Genomic DNA, 12,898 nt, shown 5'->3' on the forward strand with positions numbered 1-12,898 from the left:
AGTGGCGCTACTTTCCCGCCAGACGGGTGAGCGCCTTGCGCACCACCTCCGGGTCCGAGGTCTCCCAGAACGGAGGCAACGAGGCTCGGAGGTAACCGCCGTAGCGGGCGGTGGCGAGACGTGAATCGAGAACGGCGACAACGCCTTTGTCGTCCACGCTGCGGAGGAGCCGGCCGACGCCCTGCGCGAGCAGCAGGGCGGCATGGTTGGCGGCGACAGCGAGAAACCCGTTGCCGCCGCGGGATTCGACGGCCTGCTGACGGGCTACGAGCAGCGGATCGTCGGGCCGCGGAAACGGAATCCGATCCAGAATCACCAGACTGAGCGACGGGCCCGGCACATCGACTCCCTGCCACAGCGACAACGTCCCGAACAGGGAGGTGGCCTCGTCGCCGGCGAACTTCTGCACCAGTGCGCCGGTGGAATCGTCGCCCTGGCACAGGATCGGCGTATCGAGTCGCTCGCGCATTTCCTCCGCGGCGGCCTTGGCTGCACGCATCGACGAGAAGAGTCCGAGTGTGCGTCCTCCGGCTGCGCTGACCAGAGACTCGATTTCGTCGAGGTAGGACTTGGAGAGGCCGTCGCGTCCGGGCGGCGAGAGGTGCTTGGCGATGTACATGATGCCGGCGCGGGCATGATCGAACGGCGACCCGACGTCGAGCGAGTTCCACCGGATCGACCCGGTATCGGACGGCGGTTCCACTCCCGACGCCATCGCGGTATCGCTGCGGGACGGCGTCTCCGCAGGCAGGCCCCAGTTGACGGCCAACCCGTCGAACGACCCGCCGACGGTCAAGGTTGCCGACGTCAGGACCACGGTGGACTCGGCGAACAGGCGCGCTCGGAGCAGTCCGCCGACCGAGAGCGGGGCGATACGGACCGTGCGTTTGACGTTGCCGCGGAAATCGTCGACCGCGTGCCAGACGACGTCCCTGCGTTTGGCCGGATCGGGTTCGTCGAAGGCCGTGAGAACTCGGACGGCGCTGTCGTGCACCTCGTCGACCGCGACGAGTGCTGCGCTGCGGGCCGCGGCAGCCTCGGGATCGCTGGCCGCCATGCCCTGCTTGTTGGGGCCGATCGCGGTGCGCACTGCCCAGGCGGCGTCGCGGATGGAGGCGAGGGCCGGCCCGACGCCGTCGGGCAGAGATTGCCAGCGACTCGGGGGCAGCTCGTCGAGAATCGCGGCCCAGTTCTCGGCTGCACCTTCGAGCTGGTCCACCGTCTCTTCTTCGATCAACTTCGCGCTCCGGCGCGCCGCGGCGGTGACGGTCGCGGCAGACAGTTCCTCGGTGGCAACGCCGGTCACTCGGTCGACCAATTCGTGGGCCTCGTCGACGACCACGACGTCGTGCTCGGGCAGGATCTGGATGCCGGTGATCGCGTCGATCGCGAGCAGGGCGTGATTGGTCACCACGACGTCGACCTGGGCAGCCTCGGTGCGGGCGCGCTCGGCGAAGCAATCCTCGCCGACGGGGCAGCGGGACTTGCCGAGGCATTCGCGCGCAGTGACGCTGACCTGGCGCCAGGCCTGATCGCTGACTCCGGGCACGACGTCGTCCCGGTCGCCGGTCTCGGTCTCGGACGACCACTTGGTCAGCCGCACCACCTCTCGGCCCATCCGCGAGACCGCAAACGGGTCGAACAGTTCTGCATCCGGTGCCTCCTGCGCGGCACCGGTGTGGATCTTGTTCATGCACAAGTAGTTGTTGCGGCCCTTGAGGATCGCGAACTTCGGTCGTCGACCCAGAGCCTCGGTCAGTGCGTCGGACAGGCGCGGCAGGTCGCGATCGACCAACTGCCGCTGCAGCGCGATGGTGGCCGTGGAAACGATGACGGTCTTTCCGGATTCGACCGCGTGCCTGATGCTCGGAACCAGATAGGCGAGGGACTTTCCGGTACCGGTGCCTGCCTGCACCGCGAGATGCTCACCGGTATCGATCGAGTGCGCCACCGCCGAGGCCATCGTCAGCTGATTGCTGCGTTCCTTGCCGCCCAGTGAGTGCACCGCGACCTGCAATAGAGCGGGAACGGTTGGCAACTCGGTCTTCGACGGCACCGAAGAAGACTACTGCCGATTGCCCACCGGGTTCGGCATCGACACCGCCCCTAACCTTCGACGAAGCGGGTGGGTATCGCCGGTTCGCCCTGGGACAGTTTCAGGCCCTCCCACGGGAGGCTGACCAGGCGCCCGGCCAGTAGTTCACGGCCTTCGGCCAGCGTCGGCAGGCCGGGGACGCGCTCGCCGCCGCGGACCAACGGCGTGGTCAACGTCTCCACCGTCAGATCGTCGCCGATGGTCGGTGGAGAGTCGAAGGGGTGCACGATCTCCTCGACGGCGGTGCCGGTGCTGCGCGCCGTTCGTACCGCGGCCTTGGTGCCTCCGCGCGATTCCTTGTGACTGCTGCGTTTGGCGACAGGGATGCCGTCGACCGTGACCAGCTTGTAGACCATGCCCGCCGTCGGGGCACCGGAACCGGTGACCAGTGACGTGCCGACGCCGTAGGAGTCCACTGGTTCGGCCCGCAGTGCGGCGATGGCGTACTCGTCGAGGTCGCCCGAAACGACGATCCTGGTCTTCGGCGCACCCAGAGCGTCCAGCTGGTCGCGAACCTGCCGCGCGAGCACTCCGAGGTCGCCGGAATCGATGCGTACCCCGCCGAGTTCGGGCCCGGCGACCTCGATGGCGTTGGCGACGCCCTGGGTGATGTCGTAGGTGTCGACGAGCAGCGTGGTGCTCACGCCGAGTGCTCGTACCTGCGCCGCGAATGCGGACCGTTCGTCCGGGCCGTCGACGGTGGTGTGCAGCAGGGTGAACGCGTGAGCCGATGTGCCGGCTCCGGGGACGCCGTGCCGGCGGACGGCCTCGAGATTGGACGTCGCGGTGAACCCGGCGAGGTACGCCGCACGCGATGCGGCGACGGCCGCTTCCTCGTGGGTTCGACGCGATCCCATCTCGATGATCGGCCTGGACTTCGCGGACGCCACCATTCGTGCTGCCGCGGAGGCGATCGCACTGTCGTGATTGAGGATCGAGAGCACGAGCGTTTCGAGGACGACGCACTCGGCGAAGGTGCCGCGGACCGTCAGAACGGGGGAGCCGGGGAAGTACAGCTCGCCCTCGCGGTAGCCGTCGATGTCGCCGGTGAAGCGGTAGTTGCGCAGCCATTCGACGGTATCGGCGTCGAGGAATTCGGCGACGATCCGGAGCTCGTCCGGGCCGAATCGAAAGCGCGCGATGGCGTCGAGGATGCGGCCGGTGCCCGCGAGAACTCCGTACCGGCGGCCCGCAGGCAGCCGTCGCGCAAAGACCTCGAAGCTGCAGACACGATCTGCGTTACCGCTGGCCAGAGCGGCCGACAGCATCGTGTACTCGTACTGATCGGTCAGCAGCGCGGTACTGACGTCGTCGGTGAAAATCGCGTGATCTTTGGTCGCGTCGTTGCTCACCTCGCCCACACTACGAGCGCAGGGGCGAGCGTGTGACGCTGGCCCGACACGCCGTACCCTGTGGACATGCCTTGGTTGACGGTGGATGGAACGCTTCTGCCCGTGGACGGCGTCTCGGCAGGTGATGTTGTCGCTGCGTCACCGCAGGCGGTTCCGGCCCAGACCGAGGCCGTTGCTGCCGACGAGTCACACGACACTCCATGGGTCACGATCGTGTGGGACGACCCGGTCAACCTGATGCACTACGTGACCTACGTGTTCCAGAAGCTCTTCGGCTACAGCAAGGCCAAGGCCACCGAGCTGATGATGCAGGTGCACTCCGAGGGCAAAGCCGTTGTGTCGAGCGGCGAGCGCGACGCGATGGAGAACGATGTTCGACGCCTGCATGCGGCTGGTCTGTGGGCCACGATGCAGCAGGACAAGTAGTAGCTCACCACCTCTTTCGTCAGACAAGGACATCAGCAACAGTGCGCACGTGGACGAGACGGAATTCGCTGTCCGGGGTCAAGATCAAATCCGAGATCGACGCGCGTGAGGCGGCAGTGCTTCGGTCTCTCGTCGGCTCGGTACTGGGACTGCTGCGCGACCGATCCGCCGCTGCCCCCACCGACGAGCTGGCCGCGCTGACCGGTCTGCGTACCGGCCACAACACTCCGCCCGACGATGCCGCGCTGGCGCGGCTGCTTCCGGACTTCCACCGCGCCGATCCCAGCCGCGACGAGGAGGATCCGACCGACCTCAACGGCGCTCTGCGTGGCCTCCACGAGCCCGAGATCATCGACGAGAAGTTGGCGGCCGGATCGATCATCCTGGCCACGCTTCCCGAAGCCGGTGGCAAGATCGTGCTGACCCAGGAGCAAGCGGATGCATGGTTGACCGGCCTCAACGACGTGAGGCTGGCGCTCGGCACGACGCTGGGGATCAGTGCGGACACACCGGACGTCCTCGACGAGGGTGATCCTCGCGCTCCGCATCTCGATGTGTACCACTGGCTGACCTGGATGCAGGATTCACTCGTACAGGTCCTCATTCCCTAGGACGCGCGCGTGACCGCAGCCTTCTCCAACCCCGGACCGCGGGACTCTCTGACCGACGTGGCAGGTCTTCTGGTCGGTCACCATCACGAACTCGACGACGACGTCACGATGGGATCCGGCTCGGCCACCGGTGCCACCGTGGTGCGTGCACTCGGTGGAGCGACGGCCGCAGTCGACGTCCGCGGCGGCGGGCCGGGAACGCGCGAGACCGATCTGCTCGATCCGAGCCATTCCGTTCAGCACGTCAACGCGATCCTGCTGACCGCGGGCAGTGCGTACGGACTCGCGGCCGCGGACGGCGTCATGCGATGGCTGGAAGAGCACGGTCAGGGCATTCCGATGGGCAGTCCCGATCACGTCGTTCCGATCGTGCCGGCTGCGGTGATCTTCGATCTTCCGGTCGGTGATTGGACGGCGCGTCCGACCTCGGAGTTCGGCTATCTCGCGGCGGCAGCAGCGGCGGCCGAATTCGCGACAGGATCGGTCGGAGCAGGAGTCGGTGCTCGTGCCGGAGTGCTCAAGGGCGGCGTGGGCACCGCGAGCACGGTGATCGAAGGCGGTCCGGCCGACGGGGTGACGGTCGCGGCGCTGATGGTCGCCAATCCTGTAGGCGCGGTATTCGACCCCCGCACCGGATTGTTGTGGGGCACCGGCACACTCGGGCCTGCAGCGTTCGGCATGCGCAAGCCCGACGTCAACGAGGTGTGGACCGCCTCGGCGCTCGACCCCAAGGGCACTGCCCTGAACACCACGATCGGTGTGGTCGCCACCGACGCGACACTGTCGTCGGCGTCGTGCAAGAGGATTGCCGTCGCGGGTCACGACGGTCTTGCCCGGGCCATCCGGCCTGCGCACTCGCCCCTCGACGGCGACACGATCTTTGCCGTGTCCACGGGCACCAGAGCCGTCACTGCCGAGTCCGCGGTCCCCGCCGCGTTCTCGGCGGAGCTGCCGGTGCTGGCCGCGGTCACCGAAGCCGCGGCGATCGTCGTCGAGCGGGCCATCGTGCGTGCTCTGCTCGACGCCACCTCGGTGGCCGGCATCCCTACCTACCGCCAGATCTTCCCGTCGGCGTTCGCCGCGTCGCGTACCTGAGGGCAGGTCTCGACCCGTCCCTGACCGGTACCGTGGAGGAACCGAGGTTGGAGGCGATCATGAGTGATATCGGCAAGCTTCCCGGCAAGCGTGAGCGGCCGGTCTGGATGCAAGCCGCCGTCTACGTCGGGGCATTCACCGCTCTGCTGTGGATCATCGAGATCATCGATGTGGCCAGCGGGTCGAGGCTCGAACGCAACGGGATCCAGGCCCGCTCGGTCGAGGGGTTGTGGGGCATTCTGTTCGCGCCCGTGCTGCACGACGACTGGCAGCATCTGATCGCGAACACCGTGCCGATCGTCGTGCTCGGTTTTCTGGTGTTGCTTTCCGGTATGGCGCGCGGTCTGGCTGCCACCGGGATCATCTGGGTGGTCGGCGGGTTCGGTACCTGGCTCACCGCTGGCTCGTACACGAACACGATCGGCGCGTCGATTCTGATCTTCGGGTTCATCGCGTACCTGTTGGTGCGCGGCTTCTTCACTCGCAAGCTCGGGCAACTCGCGATCGGTGTGGTGGTGTTCGTGCTGTACGGCAGCGCCCTGTGGGGCGTGCTCCCGAGTGATCCGAACATCTCGTGGCAGGGACATCTGTTCGGTGCGGTGGGCGGAGTCATCGCCGCTCGACTGTTGTCGGCCGATGCGCGCGCCGAGAGGTCGCGCGCGAAATCGCTCGATCGGCTCACTCCGTAGGCGCGAGGTAACTGCAGACACACCTGTCGTCGCTGGTGAATTTCGCCGACTCGCGCTGTGAATACTGCCCGAACGTTTCTGGTGATGCTCTCGGCGTGGCAGCATGGCTTTCATGCGAATTACCGTCCTGGGATGTTCGGGCAGCGTGTCCGGACCCGATTCACCCGCGTCGGGCTACTTGCTGGAAGAAGAGGAGACCGCTCCGGTCGTTCTCGACTTCGGTCCCGGCGTGCTCGGGGCGTTGCAGCGTTACGCCGACCCGGGGGATGTGAGTGTTCTGCTCTCACATCTGCACGCCGATCACTGCCTCGATGTTCCTGGTCTGCTGGTGTGGCGTCGCTACCATCCGAACCCGCCGGAAGGTCGAGCGATCGTCTACGGGCCGAAGGACACGGCGTTTCGACTCGGAGTCGCCTCGGCCGAGTGCGGCGGGCAGATCGACGACATGTCCGACACGATCGACCTGCGACGCTGGGTGGACGGCCGCACCGTGGAGTTCGGCAAGCTGTCGATTCTGACGCGGCAGGTGTTCCATCCGCCGGAGTCGTACGGCATGCGGATCACCACCGGGGAGGGCCGCACCTTCACGTACAGCGGCGACACGGGAATGTGTCAGGCGGTGCGGGATCTGGCGCACGGAGCCGATGTGTTCCTGTGCGAGGCATCGTGGACCGACAGTCCCGAGCGACCCGAGGGCGTGCATCTGTCCGGAACCGAGGCCGGCCGAATCGCTCGCGAGGCCGGGGTCGGAGAATTGCTGCTCACTCACATTCCGCCGTGGACGTCTCGCGAGGACGTCATAGCCGAGGCCAAAGCGGAGTTCAGTGGACCGGTGCATGCCGTTCTTCCGGGGGACGTATTCACCGTCTGAGGACGCGCTAGGCTTCGAGTCGTGTCCAGACGAGAAGACGGCAGGGCGGACGACGAGCTCCGCAACATCAAGATCACCCGTGGATTCACCAGCCATCCGGCAGGGTCGGTGCTGGTCGAGTTCGGCAATACAAGGGTGATGTGCACGGCCAGCGTCGAGGAGGGCGTGCCGCGTTGGCGAAAGGGATCCGGCCTCGGTTGGCTCACCGCCGAATACGCGATGCTGCCGGCCGCGACGCATACCCGCAACGGCCGCGAGTCCGTCAAGGGCAAGGTCGGCGGACGCACCCAGGAGATCTCTCGCTTGGTCGGACGTTCACTGCGTGCCTGCATCGATCTGGCCGCCATCGGTGAGAACACCATCGCACTCGACTGCGACGTACTCCAGGCGGACGGCGGCACCCGAACTGCTGCCGTCACCGGAGCGTTCGTGGCGCTCAACGACGCCGTCACCTACCTGCGGGCAGCGGGACGCCTGGCCGATCCGCAGCCGATTTCGTGCATGATCGCCGCAGTCAGCGTCGGCGTCGTCGACGGACGGGTACGTCTCGACCTGCCGTACGAAGAGGATTCGCGCGCCGAGGTCGACATGAACGTGGTCGCCACCGACACCGGCACCCTGGTGGAAATCCAAGGCACCGGAGAAGGCGCGACCTTCCCGCGCACCACACTCGACAAGTTGCTCGACTCCGCGTTCGTCGGCATCGAGAAGTTGTTCGAGGTTCAGAAGGAAGCTCTGGCGCTGCCGTACCCGGGGGATCTGCCCGAGCCGGCCGCCGCGGGATCGAAGAAGAAATTCGGTGCCTGATACCAAGCTCCTGGTCGCGAGTCGCAACGCGAAGAAGTTGCGTGAACTGCGGCGAGTTCTCGACGCTGCCGGCCTCGTCGGCATCGAGTTGATCGGTCTCGACGAGGTGCCTCCCTTCCCCGAGGCACCCGAGACCGGAGCGACCTTCGAGGACAACGCGCTGGCCAAGGCTCGCGACGGAGCCGCGGCCACCGGATTGCCTTGTGTTGCAGACGATTCCGGAATCGAGATCGATGCACTCAACGCGATGCCCGGGGTGCTGTCGGCTCGCTGGTCGGGTACACACGGGCAGGACGAGGCCAACACCGCGCTGGTGCTGGCTCAGTTGACGGACACGCCCGACGAGCGCCGCGGGGCGGCATTCGTATCGGCATGTGCTCTGGTGCTGCCGGGCGGTAGCGAGACCGTGGTCCGCGGGGAATGGCGGGGGGTCGTGGGGCGAGAGCCCATGGGGGAGAACGGTTTCGGCTACGACCCGGTCTTCGTTCCCGAAGGCGACGGCCGCAGTGCAGCGCAGCTGAGCCCGGATGAGAAGGACGCGGCCTCGCATCGTGGCCGCGCGCTACGCAAACTTGTTCCCGCGCTCGAAGAACTGACGGGGCGGTAGCTCGTGGGGGCGCGCGCAGTGCTGGGGCGTACGTCGGTTGCGCTCGCCGGCGTCGCGGTGGTTCTGACTGGTATCCCGGCCTCGGCCACACCTGCGGCGGGCTCGTTCGCCGAGGCTTTCGCATATTCGATCGCGCACCCGGGAGTGACGCCTGCAGGCTCGAACGACTACTCGTGCGTCCCCAGTGCGCAGCACCCGGAACCGGTGGTGCTGGTGCACGGTTTCCTGGAGAACTCGTACGACAACTGGGCGTCCTTGTCGCCGAAGTTGGCCGATGCCGGGTACTGCGTGTTCGCGATCGACTACGGCAACACCGGGCCGGTGCCCGCGCTCGGAGCACTCGAGTCCATCCCCGAGAGCGCTGCGGAACTGTCGACGTTCGTCGATTCCGTCCTCGCGGCAACAGGAGCCGAGAAGGTGTCGATCGTCGGCCACTCGAAGGGTGGCACGGTGCCCCGCTACTACGCGCGCTTCCTCGGCGGGGATCGCACGGTGGCACGGATTGTCGCGTTGTCGCCGCCGAACTATCCGACTGCGGGCCCGCCCATGCAGGACGACGTGCTGCAGACCCTGAACGAGGGGAGCGACACCGTCACGGGGATCGAGTACACGACGATCGTCACCCGCTACGACCAGATCGTCGTTCCGTACACCGCGTCACTGCTGACCGGTGCAGGAAACACGAACGTGGTGTTGCAGGACGTATGCCCGGCCAACTTCGTCGAGCACACAGGGATCTCCTACGATCCGCTCGCCCAGCGGCTGGTGCAGAACGCACTGGATCCGGAGAACGCGCAGCCGATCAGCTGCTGACGTCAGACGGCGAAGTCGGCTTTGACCTGCTTGGTGCGCTTGTGCTCGATGTAGAACGACAGGAACGGGATGGTGCCGGCCAGTAGCGTGCCGATGGTGCGGCCTGCGGGCCAGCGCACCTTGATCGCGAGGTCGATCGTCAGGATCAGGTACACGAGGTAGACCCAACCATGTACGACGGCAATCCAATTCGGCACGTTCTCGACCTTGAAGATGTACTTCGCGACCATCTCGGCCACGAGGACCAGCAACCAGATACCGGTGGCATAGGCCAGAACGCGGTAACGCAGCAACGCGGATGCAATCTTCTGGGTCTTGTTCGCAGATGCCTGCGCCTTCTCCGGTGCCGAACTCACGTGGTGCTCCTGTCGGTCCCGCGGGATTCGTTCAGCTCCGCGAGGTAGCTGTTGTATTCGAGCAGTTGCCGGGCCTCGGGATCGTCGAGATCGTTCGTGTCCGCCGCCGGGGCATGCCGCTGGGGAAGCAGGTCGAGGGGCACCTCGGTGGGACCGTCGGGTCGCGTGGCTGCCGCTTCGTCCGGATCCTCGTCCTCGAGTCGGACGAATTTGCGGTAGGCGTACACCACGAACGCGGCGAACAATGGCCACTGGAACGCGTACCCCAGGTTCTGGCCGTTGCCACCGACCGACTCGAAGCGTTCCCACTGCCACCAGCCCAGGCCGAGGCAGACCGCCGCTGCCACCACGACCAGCGCGATCAACGCAGGTCGACGGTTCGGGCGGGAGGTGGTCACGCTTCGACGGTACCGGAGGTGCTACTACCGGAGGTAGTCGCGTGGTGCCCGCCCGCGGTGATTCTCACCATGGACGGTTCGGGTGCGCCTCATGCCCGACGACGGTTGGCCCGTGCCTGGGCGAGTTGCTCGGCACCGGGCCCGGTGACGTCTGCGAGAGCGCTGCTACGTCCAGTCAGAAGCAGCGCCAGCGTGCCCGCCGACCCTTCGATGATCGGACCGTCGCCGCGGGTCCAGTCGAGATCGGTTGCGCGCCACTGCAATCGAAGCTCGGGGCCTTTGAACGGTGCTGCGCCGGTTGCGGGCACCAAAAAATCGAGCATCGTGATCATGCGGTGGTCGGGAACGTGGTGCTCGATGCCCAGCGGTCGACACATGTCCAAACCGTGCACGATGACGTCGGACAAGGGAGCCATCGGCCCGTGTCCCGGCGGGGTGAACTTCTTGTCTGCGTGAGCTGTGAGGAGCGCGGGCAATTCGACGCCGTGCTTGCGACGCACACGCTGGGTCATCAGCTGATTGGCCCGGTCGAAGTTGCCTCGGGTACGTGCCATGGCGAGGCCGAATTGCCAGAGGGGGACGATCAGCGGGACCACCAGATGGGCGGCGACGTCGCGCACAGTCCAGGCGTCGCACAGCGACGGAGTGTCCCATTGTTCGGGGGTCAAGGTCTCGAGTGTGCGCGCTATGGAGCGTCGTTCGTCGGAAATTTCGGCGAAGATCGCGTCGTCGTCGGGATCGCTGGACATACGAGCCACCTTCACACGTCGGAACCTGCAAACCTGGGAGTCTCGAGAAACGCCGGGCCGAACGACCGTTGTGCGCGAGGGGGGACTTGAACCCCCACGTCCTGAGACACTGGAACCTAAATCCAGCGCGTCTGCCAATTCCGCCACTCGCGCGTGCCGATGAAGTCTACAACCGAAGCTCCTGCGCGTGCGACGCGGTTCGTCGAGCCAGGTCGACCTCCGATTAGGCTCGCCGGGTGGTGAAGAAGGAGAACTCGTTCGACCCTGCGCGCATCCTCGAGTTGCTGTGGCGAGTGGGGGCGAAGCCGAGCCGAACAGGGCTGAGCGTGGATGCGATCGTCGACGCCGCCATCGAGCTGGCCGACGCGCACGGCCTCGAGTCCGTGTCGATGCGCAACGTGGCCGAGCATCTCGGGGTCGGCGCAATGTCGCTCTACACCCACGTTCCGGGTCGAGAGGAGTTGGCGGATCTGATGATCGACCGATCCCTTGTCGGCCTCTACTCGCATGTCGACGAGCCGTCCTCTGTTCCCGGCGGGTGGCGTCCTGCTCTGCGGTTCGTCGCCGAACGTAATTGGTCTCTGTATGAACGGCATTCGTGGCTGCTGGAGGCGGAGGGGGCGCGGCCGGTGCTGGGTCCGCACACCAACGACAAGTACGAGGCCGAACTACGCCCCCTGGTCGGCACCGGCCTGACCGACATCGAGATCGACTCCGTGCTCACACTCGTACTCACGCACGTCTCCGGTACCGCGCGTGCCCTCGCGGGCGTCGTGCGGGTGAAGGAGCAGTCGGGAATGACCGACGCTCAGTGGTGGGCGGCCACTGCTCCGATCATCGAACGGGTGATGGACCGTGAGCGTTTTCCGGTGTCGTCTCGGGTCGGAACGGCCGCGGCGGCGTCGTACGACGCCGCCAGCGACCCTGTGCACGCCTACCGGTTCGGGTTGGAGTGCATTCTCGACGGTGTGGAGGCGCTGATGTCTCGCGGTCAGCCTGCCGATCGCAATTCCGCTTCGGAGTGACGCTGCTTCGCCCTGCGTGATTTGTGCTGGTATCGCCACACTGCGTGCTCGAGCGAGGCGAGGTCGGTGCCGAGTGCGTTCGCTGCCGCTGTGAGGATCACGGGGGAGCGGTCTTCGGCAATTCCAGCGGCGAGGTTCTGGTGGAGGGGTTCGAGTGCGTCGGCGACGAACGAGTTCAGATGTGCGGTCGCCTTGTCGGTGCGCACCCCGAGGTGCATGAGCATGCATTCCCAGGTGGTCTCGCCGAGGCCGGGGATCGCGCGGAACGCGTCGAATTGTTCGTTCGTGTGCTGCTCGAAATCGGTCGAACAACGCAACCCCACCGAGATCAACGTCTGTGCCGCCACGGTTGCAGCTGCTGCCTTGGTTCGACCGTTGCCCGGAACGAACTGACGGTTGGACAGAATCTCGACGAGTACATCCGGGTCCGAGGTCAGTTCTGCGAGTGTTGTCAAGTCGTCGAGTCGGTTATCGCCACGATGCGACCGCCATCGCGCGAGCACTGCGCGGACCCCGCTGGTCGGTCCGCCGTACGGGGCGCGGGCGGAGAACAGTGCATCGAGCAACGCGACCTCGCTCTCGCCTCGCCACCCGGGTGTCCAGTGCGGCGAACGTGATTGTGACGCAACCGATTCGATGTGCAGCAGTACTGCGTCGAGTTCGTTCGGCGTGCAGATGTCTGTTACCGATGAATACATGAATTCCCCCGAATTCTGTCGACCACCCTCGTGAGGAGTGGTTCGAGTGACGAAGCTAGAGGACCCCACCGACAGGGTTGGCCGGAGCTCATCTGTGCTCGAGATCACATCACGAAAAGATAACGAAAAATGCGAGGGTTTCCTCATGTTCTGCGCGCCGGGGCGATCCCCTCGCCAGCGTGAACGTGGGTTACCGACGAGTTGGGTAAACGAAAAGTAATGCCGCCCGACGGGGCGTACTCGCTGGTAGCACTCGGACGTCCGAGCAAACCTGAGGATTTCCTCATGATTTTGTGTCAATCTTGA

At 66.0% G+C, this 12,898-nt stretch carries 15 protein-coding genes and 1 tRNA gene; 9 read left to right on the top strand and 7 right to left on the bottom strand.

The genetic code is table 11. From position 1 onward, the window contains the following. Positions 1-7: 7 nt before the first annotated feature. A complete protein-coding gene (locus ACQR3T_RS18310) occupies positions 8-2,056 on the bottom strand; it encodes an ATP-dependent DNA helicase (RefSeq protein ID WP_428694422.1) in 2,049 nt (682 codons plus the stop codon). A gap of 50 nt (positions 2,057-2,106) precedes the next feature. Further along, positions 2,107-3,363: a nicotinate phosphoribosyltransferase gene (locus ACQR3T_RS18315; RefSeq protein WP_428694712.1), complete on the bottom strand. Its 1,257-nt coding sequence runs from the start codon at positions 3,361-3,363 to the stop codon at positions 2,107-2,109. A gap of 150 nt (positions 3,364-3,513) precedes the next feature. Here ACQR3T_RS18315 and clpS point away from each other — a divergent pair, with 150 nt between their 5' ends. From clpS to ACQR3T_RS18355, 8 genes are all read left to right on the top strand, one after another. After that, entirely contained in the window at positions 3,514-3,873 is a 360-nt protein-coding gene (clpS, locus tag ACQR3T_RS18320) for an ATP-dependent Clp protease adapter ClpS (protein WP_170944785.1), read from the top strand. 41 nt (positions 3,874-3,914) lie between these two features. Further along, entirely contained in the window at positions 3,915-4,484 is a 570-nt protein-coding gene (locus ACQR3T_RS18325) for a DUF2017 domain-containing protein (protein WP_428694423.1), read from the top strand. 9 nt (positions 4,485-4,493) lie between these two features. Continuing rightward, positions 4,494-5,579, top strand: coding sequence for a P1 family peptidase (locus tag ACQR3T_RS18330; protein WP_428694424.1), 1,086 nt, complete (start codon positions 4,494-4,496; stop codon positions 5,577-5,579). Between the two features lie 107 nt (positions 5,580-5,686). Beyond that, on the top strand, positions 5,687-6,268 hold the full coding sequence (locus ACQR3T_RS18335; RefSeq protein WP_371829126.1) for a rhomboid family intramembrane serine protease: 582 nt from the start codon (positions 5,687-5,689) through the stop codon (positions 6,266-6,268). Positions 6,269-6,380: 112 nt separating this feature from the next. After that, positions 6,381-7,139: a cyclic nucleotide-degrading phosphodiesterase gene (locus ACQR3T_RS18340; RefSeq protein ID WP_176457261.1), complete on the top strand. Its 759-nt coding sequence runs from the start codon at positions 6,381-6,383 to the stop codon at positions 7,137-7,139. 21 nt (positions 7,140-7,160) lie between these two features. Beyond that, positions 7,161-7,946, top strand: a complete 786-nt coding sequence (gene rph / locus ACQR3T_RS18345) for a ribonuclease PH (RefSeq protein WP_032375961.1) — start codon at positions 7,161-7,163, stop codon at positions 7,944-7,946. Further along, a complete protein-coding gene (rdgB, locus tag ACQR3T_RS18350) occupies positions 7,939-8,553 on the top strand; it encodes an RdgB/HAM1 family non-canonical purine NTP pyrophosphatase (RefSeq protein ID WP_428694425.1) in 615 nt (204 codons plus the stop codon). The genes rph and rdgB overlap by 8 nt, the downstream gene beginning before the upstream one ends. 3 nt (positions 8,554-8,556) lie before the next feature. Beyond that, positions 8,557-9,366, top strand: a complete 810-nt coding sequence (locus ACQR3T_RS18355; RefSeq protein ID WP_428694426.1) for an esterase/lipase family protein — start codon at positions 8,557-8,559, stop codon at positions 9,364-9,366. Between the two features lie 2 nt (positions 9,367-9,368). On the opposite strand, the gene ACQR3T_RS18360 is transcribed toward ACQR3T_RS18355, so the two are convergent. From ACQR3T_RS18360 to ACQR3T_RS18375, 4 genes are all read right to left on the bottom strand, one after another. Then, positions 9,369-9,722, bottom strand: coding sequence for a DUF3817 domain-containing protein (locus tag ACQR3T_RS18360; RefSeq protein WP_094619761.1), 354 nt, complete (start codon positions 9,720-9,722; stop codon positions 9,369-9,371). Further along, positions 9,719-10,120: a transcriptional regulator gene (locus ACQR3T_RS18365; RefSeq protein ID WP_428694427.1), complete on the bottom strand. Its 402-nt coding sequence runs from the start codon at positions 10,118-10,120 to the stop codon at positions 9,719-9,721. Before ACQR3T_RS18365 ends, ACQR3T_RS18360 begins: the two co-directional genes overlap by 4 nt. Before the next feature lie 89 nt (positions 10,121-10,209). After that, a complete protein-coding gene (locus tag ACQR3T_RS18370) occupies positions 10,210-10,869 on the bottom strand; it encodes a maleylpyruvate isomerase family mycothiol-dependent enzyme (RefSeq protein ID WP_428694428.1) in 660 nt (219 codons plus the stop codon). Positions 10,870-10,940: 71 nt separating this feature from the next. Then, positions 10,941-11,022, bottom strand: a tRNA-Leu gene (locus tag ACQR3T_RS18375). An 83-nt stretch (positions 11,023-11,105) separates the two neighbouring features. Here ACQR3T_RS18375 and ACQR3T_RS18380 point away from each other — a divergent pair. Further along, entirely contained in the window at positions 11,106-11,894 is a 789-nt protein-coding gene (locus ACQR3T_RS18380) for a TetR/AcrR family transcriptional regulator (protein ID WP_428694429.1), read from the top strand. On the opposite strand, the gene ACQR3T_RS18385 is transcribed toward ACQR3T_RS18380, so the two are convergent. Continuing rightward, on the bottom strand, positions 11,861-12,592 hold the full coding sequence (locus tag ACQR3T_RS18385) for a hypothetical protein (RefSeq protein ID WP_428694430.1): 732 nt from the start codon (positions 12,590-12,592) through the stop codon (positions 11,861-11,863). The genes ACQR3T_RS18380 and ACQR3T_RS18385 overlap by 34 nt on opposite strands. Positions 12,593-12,898 lie beyond the last annotated feature (306 nt).

This window comes from Rhodococcus sp. IEGM1428 (genome assembly GCF_050321865.1).
Lineage (GTDB): Bacteria > Actinomycetota > Actinomycetes > Mycobacteriales > Mycobacteriaceae > Rhodococcoides.